This window comes from Nocardia sp. NPDC058499, from assembly GCF_042719915.1.
In the GTDB taxonomy this organism is placed as follows: Bacteria; Actinomycetota; Actinomycetes; order Mycobacteriales; family Mycobacteriaceae; genus Nocardia.
The window spans coordinates 85,344-101,755 of the sequence record NZ_JBHXMZ010000016.1; the positions used below are offsets into that span (position 1 = coordinate 85,344).

General features: G+C 68.1%; 14 protein-coding genes. 8 read left to right on the forward strand and 6 right to left on the reverse strand.

Annotation, left to right across the window (positions count from 1 at the left end; genetic code table 11):
• The first annotated feature begins 50 nt into the window (after positions 1–50).
• On the forward strand, positions 51–1,253 hold the full coding sequence (locus tag ACFWPH_RS31925) for an argininosuccinate synthase (RefSeq protein ID WP_378755961.1): 1,203 nt from the start codon (positions 51–53) through the stop codon (positions 1,251–1,253).
• A 401-nt stretch (positions 1,254–1,654) separates the two neighbouring features.
• Positions 1,655–3,076: an argininosuccinate lyase gene (argH, locus tag ACFWPH_RS31930; protein WP_378755963.1), complete on the forward strand. Its 1,422-nt coding sequence runs from the start codon at positions 1,655–1,657 to the stop codon at positions 3,074–3,076.
• A 528-nt stretch (positions 3,077–3,604) separates the two neighbouring features.
• Here argH and idi read toward each other — a convergent pair.
• Entirely contained in the window at positions 3,605–4,174 is a 570-nt protein-coding gene (gene idi, locus ACFWPH_RS31935; protein ID WP_378755964.1) for an isopentenyl-diphosphate Delta-isomerase, read from the reverse strand.
• Positions 4,175–4,337: 163 nt separating this feature from the next.
• On the opposite strand from idi, the gene ACFWPH_RS31940 reads away from it, so the two are divergent.
• Positions 4,338–7,280, forward strand: coding sequence for an AMP-binding protein (locus ACFWPH_RS31940; protein WP_378755965.1), 2,943 nt, complete (start codon positions 4,338–4,340; stop codon positions 7,278–7,280).
• Between the two features lie 76 nt (positions 7,281–7,356).
• Here the strand turns inward: ACFWPH_RS31940 and rffA are convergent, their stop codons facing one another.
• Together rffA and ACFWPH_RS31950 are read right to left on the reverse strand one after the other, a co-directional pair.
• Positions 7,357–8,565 carry a dTDP-4-amino-4,6-dideoxygalactose transaminase gene (rffA, locus tag ACFWPH_RS31945; protein WP_378755966.1) on the reverse strand — a complete coding sequence of 403 codons (1,209 nt, stop codon included), beginning with the start codon at positions 8,563–8,565 and terminating at the stop codon, positions 7,357–7,359.
• The gene (locus ACFWPH_RS31950) at positions 8,562–9,575 is read right to left on the reverse strand and encodes a glycosyltransferase (RefSeq protein ID WP_378755967.1); all 1,014 of its coding nucleotides are present in this window, start codon (positions 9,573–9,575) and stop codon (positions 8,562–8,564) included. Before ACFWPH_RS31950 ends, rffA begins: the two co-directional genes overlap by 4 nt.
• Before the next feature lie 306 nt (positions 9,576–9,881).
• On the opposite strand from ACFWPH_RS31950, the gene ACFWPH_RS31955 reads away from it, so the two are divergent.
• Genes ACFWPH_RS31955 through ACFWPH_RS31965 form a run of 3 tightly spaced genes read left to right on the forward strand, consistent with a single transcriptional unit; the run spans position 9,882 to position 11,309 of the window.
• A complete protein-coding gene (locus ACFWPH_RS31955; RefSeq protein ID WP_378755968.1) occupies positions 9,882–10,322 on the forward strand; it encodes a hypothetical protein in 441 nt (146 codons plus the stop codon).
• A complete protein-coding gene (locus ACFWPH_RS31960; RefSeq protein WP_378755969.1) occupies positions 10,319–11,023 on the forward strand; it encodes a GtrA family protein in 705 nt (234 codons plus the stop codon). The genes ACFWPH_RS31955 and ACFWPH_RS31960 overlap by 4 nt, the downstream gene beginning before the upstream one ends.
• Before the next feature lie 55 nt (positions 11,024–11,078).
• Positions 11,079–11,309 carry a Trm112 family protein gene (locus ACFWPH_RS31965; RefSeq protein ID WP_378755970.1) on the forward strand — a complete coding sequence of 77 codons (231 nt, stop codon included), beginning with the start codon at positions 11,079–11,081 and terminating at the stop codon, positions 11,307–11,309.
• A 9-nt stretch (positions 11,310–11,318) separates the two neighbouring features.
• On the opposite strand, the gene ACFWPH_RS31970 is transcribed toward ACFWPH_RS31965, so the two are convergent.
• The 3 genes from ACFWPH_RS31970 to ACFWPH_RS31980 form a co-directional block, all read right to left on the reverse strand.
• Positions 11,319–11,957 carry a TetR family transcriptional regulator gene (locus tag ACFWPH_RS31970; protein ID WP_378755971.1) on the reverse strand — a complete coding sequence of 213 codons (639 nt, stop codon included), beginning with the start codon at positions 11,955–11,957 and terminating at the stop codon, positions 11,319–11,321.
• On the reverse strand, positions 11,954–12,733 hold the full coding sequence (locus ACFWPH_RS31975; RefSeq protein WP_378755972.1) for an ABC transporter permease: 780 nt from the start codon (positions 12,731–12,733) through the stop codon (positions 11,954–11,956). Before ACFWPH_RS31975 ends, ACFWPH_RS31970 begins: the two co-directional genes overlap by 4 nt.
• 92 nt (positions 12,734–12,825) lie before the next feature.
• On the reverse strand, positions 12,826–13,557 hold the full coding sequence (locus ACFWPH_RS31980) for an ABC transporter ATP-binding protein (protein ID WP_378755973.1): 732 nt from the start codon (positions 13,555–13,557) through the stop codon (positions 12,826–12,828).
• Between the two features lie 377 nt (positions 13,558–13,934).
• Between ACFWPH_RS31980 and ACFWPH_RS31985 the strand changes: the two genes are divergently transcribed.
• Both ACFWPH_RS31985 and tyrS read left to right on the forward strand, forming a co-directional pair.
• Complete coding sequence (locus ACFWPH_RS31985; RefSeq protein WP_378755975.1) at positions 13,935–14,555, forward strand: DNA-3-methyladenine glycosylase; 621 nt, start codon at positions 13,935–13,937, stop codon at positions 14,553–14,555.
• 64 nt (positions 14,556–14,619) lie between these two features.
• Entirely contained in the window at positions 14,620–15,903 is a 1,284-nt protein-coding gene (tyrS, locus tag ACFWPH_RS31990) for a tyrosine--tRNA ligase (protein ID WP_378755976.1), read from the forward strand.
• Positions 15,904–16,412: the final 509 nt, after the last annotated feature.

The window sequence follows — 16,412 nt, forward strand, 5'->3', positions numbered from 1 at the left end:
CCCGAGAACGAACAGCAGACCAACGCACACATCCTAGGGAGCACCAGAACATGTCCGATCGCGTCGTACTCGCCTACTCCGGTGGGCTGGACACCTCCGTGGCCATCAGCTGGATCGGCAAGGAGACCGGCGCCGAGGTCGTGGCCGTCGCCATCGACCTGGGGCAGGGCGGCGAGGATATGAACGTGGTGCGCCAGCGCGCCCTGGATTGCGGCGCCGTCGAAGCCGTGGTGGTCGATGCCCGCGACGAGTTCGCCGACGAGTACTGCCTGCCCACCATCCAGGCCAACGCCCTCTACCAGGACGAGTACCCGCTGGTCTCGGCGATCAGCCGGCCGCTCATCGTCAAGCATCTGGTCGAGGCCGCGAAATTCCACGGCGCTTCCACCGTCGCGCACGGCTGCACCGGTAAGGGCAACGACCAGGTCCGGTTCGAGGTCGGTATCGGCGCGCTGGCCCCCGACCTGAACGTGATCGCCCCGGTCCGCGACTACGCCTGGACCCGGGAGAAGGCCATCGCCTTCGCCGAGGAGAACAAGCTCCCGATCAACGTCACCAAGAAGTCGCCGTTCTCCATCGACCAGAACGTCTGGGGCCGGGCCGTCGAAACCGGGTTCCTCGAGGATCTGTGGAACGCGCCCACCAAGGACGTCTACGACTACACCACCGACCCCACCGTCAATTTCGAAGCCCCCGACGAACTGATCGTCACCTTCGACCGCGGTGTCCCGGTGGCCATCGACGGCCGCCAGGTCAGCGTGCTGGAGGCGATCGTGGAACTGAACGCCCGGGCGGGCCGTCAGGGCGTCGGCCGGCTGGACATGGTGGAAGACCGGCTCGTCGGCATCAAGAGCCGGGAGATCTACGAGGCACCGGGCGCCATCGCGCTGATCACCGCCCACCGTGCCCTCGAAAGCGTCACCCTCGAACGGGAACTGGGCCGGTACAAGCGGCAGGTCGAGCAGCGCTGGGGCGAGCTGGCCTACGACGGCCTGTGGTTCTCCCCGCTCAAGCGCGCCCTCGACGCGTTCGTCGCCGAAACCCAGCAGCACGTCAGCGGCGATATCCGCATGGTCCTGCACGGCGGCAATGTGACCGTCAACGGCCGGCGTAGCGAACAGTCGCTCTACGACTTCAACCTCGCGACCTACGACGAGGGCGATACCTTCGACCAGTCGCTGGCCAAGGGTTTCGTACAGCTCCACGGCCTGTCCTCGAAGGTTGCGGCCAAACGCGATCTGAACCAGAAGTAGGAACCCGCACACCCGGTCGCCCGCAACGGCGGCCGGGTGGTCTTCGCGATCGGTCGATGTCCGGCCGGCCTTCACGCTGTCCGCCCCGGGACCGGACGGCGGGTAGGCGCGCTGCGGCAGCGGCCGGCATACGACGAACGCCCGGTGTACGGCGCCGGGGGACTGTGCGGGCTGCGCTCGGTACGGCGGATCGGATCCGGTGGGGTCGGCCGGGTGGGTCGGAGAACGGATTGGCGTTCGTGGCCGGAACAGCCTCAGGGCGATTGTGGGCGGAACAGCGACTTTGCCGATCGTCGACCGATCTCATAATGCTACGCAGTCACTCCGGAGCGGCCGGTCGTGGCGAGCGGCGGCATACAGAACCAATACCGTAGAGGCCGACCCGGCCGGCATATCGAGACGTGGGAGAGACAGTGGGCACCAACGAGGGCGCGTTGTGGGGCGGAAGGTTCGCATCCGGTCCCGCCGAGGCGATGGCGGCGCTGAGTAAATCGACCCAGTTCGACTGGGCACTCGCGCCCTACGACATCCGGGCCTCCAAGGCGCATGCCCGGGTGCTGAACAAGGCCGGCCTGCTGTCGGAATCCGATCTCACCGCGATGCTCGCCGGCCTCGATCGGCTGGCCGCCGATGTCGCATCGGGCGCCTTCGTGGCCGCCGAATCGGACGAGGACGTCCACGGAGCCCTCGAACGCGGACTCATCGAACGTGTCGGTACCGAACTCGGTGGGCGGTTGCGGGCCGGACGTTCCCGCAACGACCAGGTCGCCACCCTTTTCCGGATGTGGCTGCGCGACGCTGTGCGCCGGATCGCCGCCGGGCTCGTCACCGTCGTGGACGCATTGGCCGAGCAGGCCGCCGCCCACCCGGATGCGGTGATGCCCGGCAAAACGCACCTGCAGGCCGCGCAGCCCGTACTACTGGCACACCATCTCCTGGCGCACGCCCACCCGCTGCTCCGCGATATCGACCGGTTGCGTGATTTCGACAAACGGGCCGCCGTCTCCCCGTACGGGTCGGGTGCGCTGGCCGGTTCCTCGCTCGGTCTCGACCCGGAGGCGATCGCCGCGGATCTGGATTTCGATGCCGCCGCCGCCAACTCCATCGACGCCACCTCGTCGCGCGATTTCGCCGCCGAGGCGGCGTTCGTGCTCGCGATGATCGGTGTGGACCTCAGCCGGATGGCCGAAGAGGTCATCATCTGGAGCACTCCCGAATTCGGTTACGTCACGCTCGCCGATGCCTGGTCGACCGGGTCGTCGATCATGCCGCAGAAGAAGAACCCCGATGTCTCGGAACTCACCCGCGGCAAAGCCGGCCGCCTGATCGGTAACCTCACCGGCCTGCTCGCCACCCTGAAGGCGCAACCCCTGGCCTACAACCGGGATCTGCAGGAGGACAAAGAACCCCTGTTCGATTCGGTGGCCCAGCTGGAACTGCTATTGCCCGCCATCGCCGGACTGGTCTCCACGCTCACCTTCCACACCGAGCGAATGGCCGAACTCGCTCCCGCCGGATTCACCCTGGCGACCGATATCGCCGAGTGGATGGTGCGCCGGGGCGTGCCGTTCCGTGTCGCGCACGAAGCGGCCGGCGCCTGTGTCCGCGCCGCCGAGACGCGGGGGGTGGGGCTCGACGAACTGACCGACGCCGAATTCGCGGCGATCGATCCCGCCCTCACTCCGGAGGTACGCGAGGTTCTGACCGTCGAGGGGTCCGTGGCTTCGCGAAATGCCCGCGGCGGCACGGCGGGGGAGCGGGTGCGCGAACAACTCGCCGAGGTCCGGCAGGCCGCCGGCGATATCCGCGCCTGGCTGGGCTGACCAGCGCGTTTATTCCGCGTTCCAGAGGGGGCGCGAGGGCATTGGTCGAACTGCCCAGCCCGTTTCGAGCAACCGGCGAGTTGGCTCTTGCCGGCCCCGGCCCGCGACCGCTTGTGAACGTCCGCCGCAACTGTGCCCGCGGTCGCGTTGATTCTGGAGAAGTCCGGCGGCGCGCTCGATGGTGATTCTCGCTGCCGGTATCGACCCCGGAGCGGCCTATCCGCCACCGCCGCGTGGTGCAACGGGCGCACTACGCGTGAACACGCCACAGCATCGGCCGGCCGATCTCGTACCGGAGCGGAAGATCGCTTCCTCGCGCCGCGCTCGTTGTCGGCCACAGAAACGGTGGCCGGAGCCCGACGCGGCCCAGAACTTCACGGCAGGCGTGTGGATAAGGTGGAATTACTTGTCCATACGTAGATATGCGCATCCAAGCATGAGCATCCGAAGGGGCTCGAGGGGCAATGCAACCAGACGGGCCCTACGGGGCAATACAACAAGGAATGCCGGAGATTACCGCGTCGAATCTCAGGGTACGAGCGGCTGGGCGGTAGCTACCTCGAGCACCCCGGCGAACCACGGACTGAACTCGTGCGGTTCCTCCCGCATCTGCCGGCGCAAGTCGTCGGGATTCATCCACCGGTATGCGGCGACCTCGGCCGGGTCGGGTTGCGGGGCGGCGTCGTCGAGCAACCCGATCAATACGTGATCCCATTCGTGTTCGACGTAGCCGGTGCGCGGGTCTTCGGCGCGGTACCGGTAAACCCCGACCTCGGTGAGCTCGACCCGGAACCCCATCTCCTCGTCCAGTCGGATACCCGCGGCCTCGGCGACCGGCTGGCCGGGTGCCGGGTGACCGCAGCAGGTGTTGGACCAGCGCGCGGGAAACCGCGTCTTGCCGGGCGCGCGCTGCTGCAGCAGTAACTGCCCGCGGCTGTCGAAAACGAGTACCGAGAAAGCCCGGTGTGGCGCGCCCGGGGCGCGGTGGGCATCGGAAACCGCGCACGATCCGACCGGGTTACCGGCTGCGTCCACCAGTTCCACGGGCAGCGATTCCCGGTCGGTGGGGGCGGTCGGCAGCTGGGTCGTATCGGTCACGTTCCCACCCTATCGGCGCGGGCGGGTAGGTCCGCCGAGGTGAGGGGTACATGATGTAGATGTCACAACGGACGGCCGGTCCGGAGTGCGATATGGCAGGCTTTGGTGCATACCTTGTGGTTTGTGAGGTAGACCACGCCACGGGCAGGGCTGGGAGTGGAACGTGAAGTTGAGTGTGCGAGGTTTGGTGGGATCGGCGCAGCGGGTGATGGCCACCGCGCAGAACGGTCTCGAAGTCATCCGCTTCGGCGGGCTCGGACGCGATACCGATTCCTCGCCGTTCGAGATCGCCGAGCGCCGGCCCATGTACCGGTTGCGGCACTATTTTCCCGCGGAAACCGGTGGTGGTCCGGTGGTGCTGCTCGTACCGCCGCTGATGGTGAGTGCCGATATCTGGGATGTCAACGGTGACGACGGTGCCGTCGGGATTCTGCACCGCGGCGGAATCGACTGCTGGGTGGTCGATTTCGGTTCCCCCTCGACTGAGGAGGGTGGCTGGCAGCGGGATCTGGCCGACCATGTCCTGGCCGTGCACAGCGCCATCGACACCGTCTGCGCGGAAACCGGCCGCACCGTGCACCTCATGGGGTACTCACAGGGCGGGATGTTCGCCTACCAGGCGGCCGCGTTCCGATCGGGAAAAGGGATCGCGAGCATCGTGACCTTCGGCAGCCCGGTCGATATCGTCGCCGGGATGCCGCTCGGGCTGCCGCATGCCGCGGTGACCGATCTGGTGGATTTCGCCGCCGATCACGTCGTGCCCCGGCTGCCGATCACCGACCGGATGGTGCGGATCGGATTCCAGCTCTTGGATCCGGTGAAAACCACGAAGGCACGGATCGATTTCCTGCGCCAGCTGCACGACCGCGAGGCCCTGCTGCCCAAGGAACGCCAGCGGCGGTTCCTGAGCAACGAGGGCTGGGTCGGTTACGCGGGTCCCGCGGCGGCGGATCTGCTGAAACAGTTCGTCGTGCACAACCGGATGATGCTCGGTGGTTTCGTGATCCGCGACCAGCCGATCTCGCTGGCCGACCTGAAATGCCCGATCCTGGCTTTCGTCGGCGAGGTCGACGAAATCGGTCAACCCGCAGCGGTGCGCGGGATCGTCCGTGCGGCGCCGCGCGCCGAAGTCTATGAATCAACGGTGGTTTCCGGGCATTTCGGCTTGGTCGCCGGTTCCATGGCGACCCGGTGCACCTGGCCGCGAGTGCGCGACTGGGTGGACTGGGTCGAGGGCGGCGATCCGCTGCCGGAGGACATCTTCCCGATGGCCGACCAGCCCGCCGGGAACGCCCCGCGGACCGCGCTGATACGCGCCGTGCACACCGCCACGGCATTGGCGGAGGCCGGTGCGGGGGTCGGCCGGGCATTGGAACAGGTGGCCGCGAATACGGTCCGCGGCTCGGTCGGGCTGGTCGAGGGCGCGGCGCGGACGCTGCCCCGGCTGACCCGGCTCGGCACGATCCAATCCGGAACCCGGATCTCGATAGGCCGGCTGATGGCCGAACAGGCCCGCCGGACACCCAACGCGGAATGCTTCCTGTTCGACGACCGGGTGCACACCCATGCGGCGGTCGATGCCCGGATCGAGAACGTCGTGCGCGGGTTGATCTCGGTGGGAATCCGCCCGGCGACCCGCGTCGGGGTGGTGATGGAGACCCGGCCCAGCGCGCTGGTGACCCTCGCGGCACTGTCCCGGATCGGCGCGGTCGCGGTGCTGCTGGCGCCCGACAGCGATCTGATCACCGCCCTCGAGCAGACCGGGACGGTGATCCTGGTCTCGGATCCGGAGAACGTACGCCACGCGGTGGCGACCGGAGCCCGGGTGCTCGTACTCGGTGGCGGCGATTCGCGGGGCCTGGCGGTCCCGGCCGGCACCGATCTCGTGGACCTGGAACAGATCGATCCGCAGCGGGTCCACATTCCGGGCTGGTACCGCCCCGACCCGGGCCGCGCGCGTGAACTCGCGTTCATCCTGGTCTCGGGCACCGGCGACCGCCTGGATATCAAGTACATCACCAACCACCGCTGGGCCTTGTCGGCGTTCGGTACGGCCTCGGCCGCCTATCTGGACCACAAGGACACGGTGTACTGCCTGGCGCCGCTGCATCATTCGTCCGGCCTGCTGGTGAGCCTGGGCGGCGCCATCGCCGGCGGCAGCCGGATCGCGCTGGCCAGATCACTGGACCCGGCGCAGTTCGCCGGGGAAGTGCACCGGTACGGGGTCACGGTCGTCACCTACACCTGGACGATGCTGCGCGATATCCTCGACGCCGAAGTCTTCCCGGCCGGGTATCCGCATCCGATCCGGTTGTTCATCGGTTCCGGTATGCCGGCCGGTTTGTGGCGGCGGACGATGGAACAGTTCGCGCCCGCCCGGGTCCTGGAGTTCTACGCCTCCATCGAGGGCGATGTGGTGCTGGCGAACGTGCCCGGAGTGAAATTCGGCTGTAAGGGCCGTCCGGTGCCGGGCACGGCGCGGGTCGAATTGGTGGCCTTCGACCCGGTGACCGGCCAGGTCATGGTGGACGACAACGGGTACGCCCGGCGGTGCGCGGACAACGAGGTCGGGCTGCTGATCGGGTCGGCCGGGGTGAATGTCGATCTCTCCCGCGGCGGATTGCGCGGAGTTTTCGAACAGGAGGATTCCTGGCTGCCCACCGAGAACCTGTTCCGCCGCGACAGCGATGGCGATTACTGGCTGGCCGACCGGATCGATACGGTGATCCGGACCCGCCGCGGCCCGGTGTTCACCCAGCCGATCGTGGATGTGCTCAACGATATCGCCGCGGTCGATATGGAGGTCGCCTACGCGTTGCCGGCCCGGGACCGGGTACTGGCGGTGGCCGCGGTGAGCGTGCGGCCCGGTTTCGACCTCGGTGCCGCCGATGTGACCGAAGCGCTGCGGTCACTGCCACCCGGGCAGCGTCCCGATGTGGTCTACGTCGTGGACGATATTCCGCGGAGTCCGTCGTTCCGGCCTTCGGCCCACGCGGTGCGGGAGACCTACGCGCCCCGGCCCGGCCCCCACACCTGGTGGTACAACCCGGATTCGGAGGCCTACGAGGATCTCACCGATGTGGGTTCGCTGGGACTGCTCACCTGAATCCGGCCGCTGCCGCGGCGATCGGTAGGGCCGGGTGCTGCCTCGGGATCAGCAGCGCCGGCCGGCTACCCGGCGTTCAGCAGCGGAACTCGGTGACGGCGGTGAGCACCCGGTCGAGCTGGCTGCGGGTGAGCATGGGCCACAACGGTAGCCGGACGATCGTCGCCGCGAACCGCGCACTGCGGGTGCAGGGGACCGGTGCACGACCGTATTTGAGTCCCGCGGCACTGGAGTCGAGCGGTACGTAGTGGAACGGGGCCACGATGCCGCGCGCGGCGAGATGCCGGATGAAGGCGTCGCGGGTGTCCTCGCCGGGCATGCGGAGATAGAACAGGTGGGCGGTATGCCGCCGGTCCGGCGGCACGGTCATCGGCGCGACACCCTGACTCGCCGCCCACGACGCCAGCCCGGCCGAATAGGTATGCCAGACGCGGTGCCGGGCGCGCTGGATCGAATGGAATTCGGCCAGTTGCGCGTCGAGCACCGCGGCGTTCAGTTCGCTGGGCAGATAGCTGGATCCGATGTCCTGCCACGAGTACTTGTCCACCTGTCCGCGCAGGAAACGCGCCCGGTCGGTGCCCTTCTCCCGGATGATCTCCGCACGCCCCATCAGGATATCGTCGGACAGCAGCAGGGCCCCGCCCTCGCCGCAGTGCACGTTCTTGGTGTCGTGAAAACTCTGGGTGCCGACGGTGCCGAGCGTACCGAGGGCCTTGCCCCGCCAGGTGCCGCCGAGGCCGTGCGCGTTGTCCTCGATGAGTGCCAGGCCGTGCCCGCGCGCGAGATCGCCCAGCGCGGCCATATCGGCCGCCACCCCGCCGTAGTGCATCACCACGATCGCCTTGGTGTGCTCGGTGATCGCCGCTGCGGCGGCCGCGGGGTCGATATTGCCGGTCGTCTCGTCGATATCGACGAAAACGCAGGTCGCGCCGTGGACGGCGAACGCGGTGGCGGCGGAGGTGAACGCGAAACTGGGCACGATCACCTCATCGCCGGGACCCAGTTCGAGCAGTAGAGCGCCCAGCTCCAGCGCGTGCGTGCACGAGGTGGTGAGCAGAACGTGCGGGGCGCCGGTGATCTCGGCGAGTTTCGCGGTCGCGGTGGCGGTGAACGGGCCGTCTCCGTGGCAGTGATCGGATTCGAGCACCGTGGTCACGTTGGCCAGCTCGCCGGCCGCCCGGTACGGCCGGCTGAAGATGATCCGGTCATCGCCGCGTTCTCCGCGGAGGGGAGCAGGCGCGGTGTGGTTACGTCGCGCTGTCGTCGCCGTGGCCGACCCGCTCATCCGGCCGCCACCTCGGCCCGCGGCCGGGCGAGCGACTGCGCGGTATCGGCCGGCGGCCTGGGCGTGGGGGATTCGATGGTGAGATACAGCGGTTTACCCACCAGGATGTGCAGCACCACGCCGAGGTATTCGGCGATGAGCCCGAGCGAGAACAGCAGCGCGCCCGAACACAGCAGCAGCACGACGATGATCGACGCCCAGCCCTCGGGATTGCCGTCGCCGCCGGTCACCGCGGACCAGATGATCACGGCGGCCAGGATCGTGCCGGCTACCGCCAGCGTGACCCCGAGCAGGCTCACGACGCGCAGACCGCGAGTTCCGCTGCACAGCACCATCTTCCAGAACAGCGAGAACAGACGCCGGTAGTTGTACCCCGATTCCGGGCGCCCTTCGCTGCGTAACCGCACCGGAGCCGTAGCGGTCCGGCCGACCACCCAGGTGAGTGCGACATCGAGATATGCGCCGTTGGCTGCCACTTCGGCGAGCCGGCGCCCGATATCGCCCCGGATCAGCCGGAAACTCTCGAACCGGGTCGAGTCCGGGAACGCGAACAGGGTGGCGAGAACGAGTTTGGCGCCGCGGGAGGTGAGGTTGCGCAGCGGCCCGTGCGGGCGGGTGTTGGTGGGCCGCGAATACACCAGATCCGCGCGCTGCCGGTAGGCGGTGTCCAGGAAATCGGTGATACAGGCCGGATCGTGCTGGCCGTCCTCGTCCATGGTGACGATCCAGCCGCCGCGCGCCGCGGCCATGCCGGCGATGGTGGCGGCGTCCTGACCGTAGTTGCGGCTCAACCAGATCACCCGTACCAGCGGGTTCTCCCGGGCCAGCCGCTGCAGAACCAGATCCGACCCATCCGGCCCGCAGTCGTGCACCAGCACGATCTCGGTCACCCGGAAACGCAGACCGCCCGGCGTGGCGGTGGTCGTGGCGAATTCGTCGAGTTCTCTGACGAGCCCGGCGACTGTCTGTTCACCACGGTAGACCGGTACGACCACCGAAACCCCGCACACTCCGGGCGAATCGGGATCCGGCCCGTTATATGTCGTGCCCGGCGGGGGCCACGGCGACCCCGAAGCCGGGTGGGTGGTGGTGCCGGCTGTCGCCGGCCGGCGGATGTCCGGTGCGGAAACGGACTTGGGCGGAAACGGCATTGGCGAGATCGACTTTCGACGGAGGATAACGCGTGCCGGGTCTCGATGACGCTGGTGAGCCCGAGAAATGCGAACTCTAGCAGGTGTACCCGGCGTCGCGCGGGTAGATTCGATATGCGTCGTTACGGTCGGTCCCCGGGCCGCAGCCGGTAGGGTCTGGGACCCGTGGTGGATGGTCGAGCCGATGATCGGCGGGATGTACTGCGGTGGCCTCCGGTGTACGCGGCGGGGGCGGTGGCCGCCCACTCGGCGGCGCTGCGGGCGAATCCCCGGCATTTCCACCGCGGCGACACCGAGGCCCGGTACGCGCCGCTGTGGGTGATAACCGGACGTTCCCTGTGGGAGGGGAAGTTCGCGGTGCTGGTGCCCGAGCACCGGCCGGCCGGTGCGCACGCGATCGGAAAAGCCGAACTGCTCGATCGACCGCAGGCCGAACTCGAACACACCCGGCGCGACCCGGCTTGGAAGATCGGCGATGCGGCGGGCGCAGGTTCACTCGGGCCGGCACTTCTCCAGATCGCCCATCCGCGCGGTCCTCGGCGAAGCGGCCCGGCATGCACCGGACGGGAGACCGGAAAACCCGAGCTCGTGGCCGCGAAGTCATGACGAGAGAGCACACCGGAACCCAGGCTTACGGCGCCGGCCACGACGGTTTCGCGCGCGAACATCGTCGACCCGGCGATCACGAGGAGCCGGACCGTCTCTCCACGGACTCCCGGCACACCATGGAATCCGCCGCCGATCGGGTCCAGCTCTCGAAGGAGTCGGAAACGTCCGTTGGAGGCCCGGTGCCGGTCGCAGCCCAGTTCGGAGATCCACCGGACGACGCCGTGCGGCGCTCGGCCGTTCCGGCCGCATCGCTGTCCGGTGCCGGCGCGGGAAGGGCCCGTCGCAATGGACCGGGCACGCTGCTTCGCCTGGCGAGGCGCCGGGAGATCGCGTTCGCGATGGTCGGCGTCGTGAATACAGCGATGGGTATCGGGCTCACCGTCGCCTGGCTGGCGCTGCTGGGGGATGCGGTGCCGCCGTCCGTGGGGGTTGTTGCCGCCTACGTCACCGGGATCGGTGTCGCGTTCGTCCTGCACCGCCGGCTGGTGTTCCGGGTCCGCGGGCGGGTCCTTCGTGATTTTCTCGGGTTCGCCGCCGTGAACTGCGGGGGTCTGGTCGCCAACGCGGTGCTGCTCGAGCTCGCCGTGAGCCTGTTCGGATTCCCGCGCGCGCTTTCCGCAGTGGTGGTCATGGGTGCGGTCGCCGCCGGTACCTTCTTCGGCCACCAGTACATCTCGTTCCGCCGGCCTGCGGTGTGAGCGCGATATCGGAGGGCGCCGGTGCCCGATCCGTGGCCGGGTACGCTTCCATTCCATGTCCGAGCACACCATTCTCGATCCCACGCTGCTGAGCCTGCTGGCCTGCCCGCAGGACAAGGGGCAACTGCACCTGGTCCGCACCGGCGACGGCGCAGAGGTGCTGTACAACCCGCGGTTGCGCGTGGCCTATCCGATCGACAACGGGATCCCGGTACTGCTCGCCGACGAGGCCCGTGCGGCCGACGAGGCCGAGCACGCCGATTTCGCGCGGCAGTTCGGCGAATAGCGCCGGCGCTCAATCCGCGCCGCCCGCCGCGGGAACCTCACCGATATCGCCGGTGAGATAGCGCTGCACCGTGGGGCCGACGGCGGCGACGAGCCGGTCGAGTGGCAGCTCGGTGACCGGATCCAGCTTCACGATCTTGCGCGATATGATCACGCCCATGATCTGGGACGCGGCCAGCGCCACCCGGAGCCGGCCGTCGTCGGTATCCGTGGCGATACGCCGGCGGATCCGTTCGAAGATCACCGAGAGCAGGAAATCCCGCGCCGGCGAGGTGTCACCACCGGCGACGAGGCTGCGGAACAGGGCCACGGCACCGGTACCCGCCGGCGAATCCCAGACGGCTGTCACCGCGCCCACCAGGGTTTCGCCCAGTTGATCCAGCGGGGTCGTATCCACTCGCGCGAGCACGACCTCCGGGTCGACCGGTAAATCCACCACGGCCGCGAACAACTGCTGCTTGGTCCCGAAATAGTGGTGGATCAGGGCCGGGTCGACGCCCGCATCCGCCGCCACCGCGCGGATCGAGGTCTTGTCGAACCCGTTTTTCGCGAAGCGCTGCCGGGCCGCATCCAGGATCGTTGCGCGAGTGCGGGAGGTGCCCGGCCTGCGTCCCGGCCGCCCGGGACGAGGTTCGGGAGCGGTGCTCATGCGGTGCGCCGGCGTAGCGTTGCGGCGCCCAGGCACAGGGCCACCGCGGCGAATCCGGCGACGATCCCCAGGTCCCGCCACATCAGCCCGGTGGGTTGGCTGTGTACCGAGACCTCGTGCAGCGCGTCGACGGCATAGCTGAGCGGCAGCAGATTGCTGATCACCTCCAGCCAGTCGGGCAGCTGTTCGCGTGGCACCAGCAACCCGCACAGGAAGATCTGCGGCGCCGCCACGACCGGCATGAATTGCACCGCCTGGAACTCGGTCCGCGCGAAGGCGCTGCACAACAGCCCCAGCGCGACCCCCAGCACCGCATCCACCATCGCGATGAGCACCACCCACCCGGGGTTTCCGGCCGCATCCAGGCCGAGCAGACCGAACGAGACCAGGCAGGCCACGCCCGCCTGCGCGGCGGCCGCGAGCGAGAACGCGGTCCCGTACCCGCCGAGCAGGTCGAGTTTGCTCAACGGTGTGGTGAGCAGCCGTTCGAGTGTGCCGGAGCTGCGTTCGCGCTGCATGGCGATGGCGGTGATCAGAAACATCACGATGAACGGCAGGATCCCGAGCATACTGATCCCGACCCGGTCGAACAGGCTCACCGGCTGCTGCGGTGTGGCCGGCACATCCTGGTAGATGAAGTAGAGCAGGGTCATCAGCAGCGCCGGCACCACCAGGATCATCGCGATCGTGCGGTGATCGTTGCGCAACTGCCGCAGAATCCGGGTGGTGGTCGCCGCATATGCCGCGAACGGTCGCGGTCCGGTGCCGCGATCCATGACCTGCGCGGCGGGTCCGGGGTGTCCTGGTGCGGTGTTCGCACTCGGTGCCGCACGGTGAGGTTTTCCTACGTCCCCCGGGCTCGATCCGCTCATACCGGTTCTCCCAACGTGATGAGGGCCAGGAAAGCCCGTTCGAGGTTCTGCTCGCCGGTGCGTTCGCGCAGTTCGTCGGGGCTGTGTTGAGCCAGCAGCCGGCCGTCCCGCATGAGCAGCAGCCGGTCGCAGTGTTCGGCCTCGTCCATCACATGGCTCGACACCAGCAGGGTCGTACCCCCGGCAGCCAGTTCCCGGAACTTTTTCCACAGTTCCACTCGGAGCACCGGGTCCAGCCCGACTGTCGGCTCGTCCAACACCAGCAGCTCCGGTGCGGCGACCAGCGCGCATGCCAGCGAGGCCCGGGTGCGTTGTCCCCCGGAGAGTTCGTCGCCGCGCTGGTCGCGATGGTCGGACAGTCCTACAGCGTCGAGTGCCGAATCGACCGCCCCGCGGCCGGCGCCGTAGAGCGCGGCGAAATAGGCGACATTCTCGTGGACGCTGATATCGGCGTAGATACTCGGCGCCTGGGTCACGTAGCCGATCTGCCGCCGCAGCCGCGCACTGCCCGCCGGTGACCCGAGCGCTGTGATCTGCCCGGCGGTCACGATCTGGGTGCCCACGATGCTGCGCATGAGAGTGGTCTTCCCACAGCCCGAGGGCCCCAGCAGCCCGGTGATCGAGCCGCGGGGAATCGTCAGCGAAATATCGTGCAATACCTCCCGTTTACCGCGTCGCACCGTGAGGTTCCGTACCTCCACCGCGTCCTGCGTACCGATCACGGACATGAGCCGCCCCTGTTCATCCGGATGGAATTCATCGTGTGTTGAATTCTTCGCCCGGGTGCCGCCAGATGCAAGGCCTGTACGGGAAATCTGTCAACCCGGGCCACCCACCCGTGCGACCTCCCGGCCGGAACTGCCTCGCCGACCGGGCTCGGACCGCACCGGCCCCGATCCGCCGTCGGCATCACCCCGATTCGAATGAACGTCGAGGGCAACCGGTGCCTGCGCCGCCGACAACGGCGCCGGGGTCACACATCGGCACGGTGGTGATCGTTCCGGCCACCGTCCACGCGACGAACCGGGTTGTCCGCGTCCGGGCAGGAAGAGCCCGGCACCCGCCCCCGCCGCGCGCGGCGCACACCGGTTGCGACAATCCTCGGGTGAGTGCCGAGGAACTGGCCGTTGATCCATTGACCGCCGCCCGGCGCCTGCTCGGCGCGACCCTGTGGTCGGGCTCGGTGGGCGCCTACCTGGTCGAAGTCGAGGCCTACGGTGGTGACCCCGCCGGACCCTGGCATGACCCGGCCGCCCACTCCGGTCGCGGTCGTACCCCGCGTAATGCGGCGATGTTCGGCCCGCCGGGCAGGCTCTACGTCTATCGCAGCTACGGAATGCATACCTGCGCGAATATCGTCAGCGGCCCGGACGGCGTGGCCTCCGGTGTGCTCCTGCGCTCCGCGGAGATCATCGCCGGCCACGACATCGCCCGCGCCCGCCGCCCGGCCGCCCGCGGTGCCGACGGCCTGGCCCGCGGCCCCGGCAACCTGGGAAGTGCCCTCGGGATCCATATGGACGACTACGGCACCGATGTCTTCGACCCGGACTCGGTGATCCGGCTGGAACTGGGCCCGCCCGCCGATCCGTCCCGGATTCTCGCCGGCCCGCGGGTGGGAGTGAGTACCGAGGCCGACCGCCCGTGGCGGCTCTGGTTGCACGACTCCCGCGCGGTATCTGTCTACCGGCGCAGCCCGCGGGCGCCACAGATCGAGGAATCGGCCTGAGGCGGGCCGGGGATCCGATCGCACCGCCCGCAATGCGCTTGCGGTAATACGCGAAGATGAACCCGTGAGCAGCGACATCATCGACGAACTGACCTGGCGCGGTCTCATCGCGCAGTCCACCGACCTCGACGCGCTCCGGGAGGCGCTGGCCGCCGGCCCGCGCAATCTCTATGCCGGTTTCGACCCCACCGCCGCCAGCCTGCACGCCGGGCATCTGGTCCCGCTGCTGGCCCTCAAACGGTTCCAGCGAGCGGGGCACCGGCCGATCGTCCTGGCCGGTGGCGCGACCGGACTGATCGGCGATCCCCGCGACGTCGGCGAGCGCACGATGAACTCGGCCGACACGGTCGCCGCCTGGGCGGACCGGATTCGTTCCCAGCTCGAACGGTTCGTCGACCTGGACGATTCACCGACCGGTGCCCTCATCGTGAACAACATGGATTGGACCGGCGAGCTGAGTGCCGTCGACTTCCTCCGGGATATCGGCAAACACTTCTCCGTGAACGTGATGCTGGCCCGCGACACCGTCAAGCGGCGGCTCGAGGGCGAGGGGATCTCCTACACCGAGTTCAGCTACATGCTGCTGCAGGCCAATGACTATCTGCAGTTGCGCCGCACCCACGACTGCGTACTGCAGGTGGGCGGCTCGGATCAGTGGGGCAACATCATCGCCGGTGTCGAGTTGAACCGGCGCGTGGACGGGGCAGCGGTCCACGCCCTGACCGTTCCGCTGGTGACCTCGGCCGACGGCAAGAAGTTCGGCAAGTCCACCGGTGGCGGCAGCCTGTGGCTGGATCCGGAGCTCACCAGTCCCTACGCCTGGTTCCAGTATTTCGTGAACACCGCCGACGCCGACGTCGTCCGCTACCTGCGCTGGTTCACCTTCCTGGAACAGGAGGAGCTGGCCGAACTGGAGGTGGCGACCGCCGAACGGCCGCACGCCCGTGAGGCCCAGCGCCGGTTGGCAGCCGAGATGACCACGCTCGTCCACGGCGCGGACAACACCCGCGCCGTACAACTCGCCAGCCAGGCACTCTTCGGCCGCGCCGAACTCCGGGATCTCGACGAGCCGACCTTGGCGGCGGCACTGCGCGAGGCCGCCGGCGAGGGCGAGCCCGCGGAGGTGGTGCCAGGCCAAGACACGATCGTGGACCTCCTGGTGGCCTCGGGCCTGTGTGAGAGCCGCGGCGCGGCCCGCCGCACGGTGAACGAAGGCGGGGCATCGGTGAACAACGAGCGCGTGAAGGATCTGGATTGGACGCCGGAAACCGGTGACTACCTGCACGGTAAGTGGCTGGTACTCCGTCGCGGAAAGCGCAATTTCGCAGGGGTCCGGCGGGGTGCTTGAAATTGATCTTGGTGGGCTGGGTCACAAATTCGCGATCCGGCCCACCGGATCGCCCATCCACAAGCCGCTGACCTGCGAAAACATAGTCCCGATGTGGCGATTTGACGTAGCGTTATCCGCCGCGTAACTTATTCAACGTCAGAGCGACACGGACACCGACCAGGGGCCCGGAGCGAGGCGGAAACGCCGAGCCGGAGGGACCAGGGAAACGAGGTTGTACGAGGAGCGCCTGGCAGATCGGCCGAAGATGCGGAGTTTGACTCTGAGCCACTGGCCGGTTAAGCTAGAAAACCTGCCCCAAACGAAGTACTGGTTCGCCAGTCACTGAGTTGTGTGCGTGTGTTCTTTGAGAACTCAATAGTGTGTTGATGAATGTCAGTGCCAAATATTTGATTTGGTTTCGGTTCTTCATACCCCCGTGTGGAGGGCCGAACATTTAAGTCAGCTAAATTCCGGCTGGCGATTGTTTTGCTAGGTTTTCGGACTCTAGTTTGTACTTTTGATTGCGC

Bases quoted from the DNA above. Each gene is read 5' to 3' on its own strand.
- rffA (WP_378755966.1), bottom strand. From the start codon at position 8,565: ATGAGCGGGTCGGCCACGGCGACGACAGCGCGACGTAACCACACCGCG.
- ACFWPH_RS31980 (WP_378755973.1), bottom strand. From the start codon at position 13,557: ATGTCCGTGATCGGTACGCAGGACGCGGTGGAGGTACGGAACCTCACG.
- ACFWPH_RS31960 (WP_378755969.1), top strand. From the start codon at position 10,319: ATGACGAGAGAGCACACCGGAACCCAGGCTTACGGCGCCGGCCACGAC.
- ACFWPH_RS31970 (WP_378755971.1), bottom strand. From the start codon at position 11,957: ATGAGCACCGCTCCCGAACCTCGTCCCGGGCGGCCGGGACGCAGGCCG.
- ACFWPH_RS31925 (WP_378755961.1), top strand. From the start codon at position 51: ATGTCCGATCGCGTCGTACTCGCCTACTCCGGTGGGCTGGACACCTCC.
- ACFWPH_RS31965 (WP_378755970.1), top strand. From the start codon at position 11,079: ATGTCCGAGCACACCATTCTCGATCCCACGCTGCTGAGCCTGCTGGCC.
- ACFWPH_RS31975 (WP_378755972.1), bottom strand. From the start codon at position 12,733: ATGGATCGCGGCACCGGACCGCGACCGTTCGCGGCATATGCGGCGACC.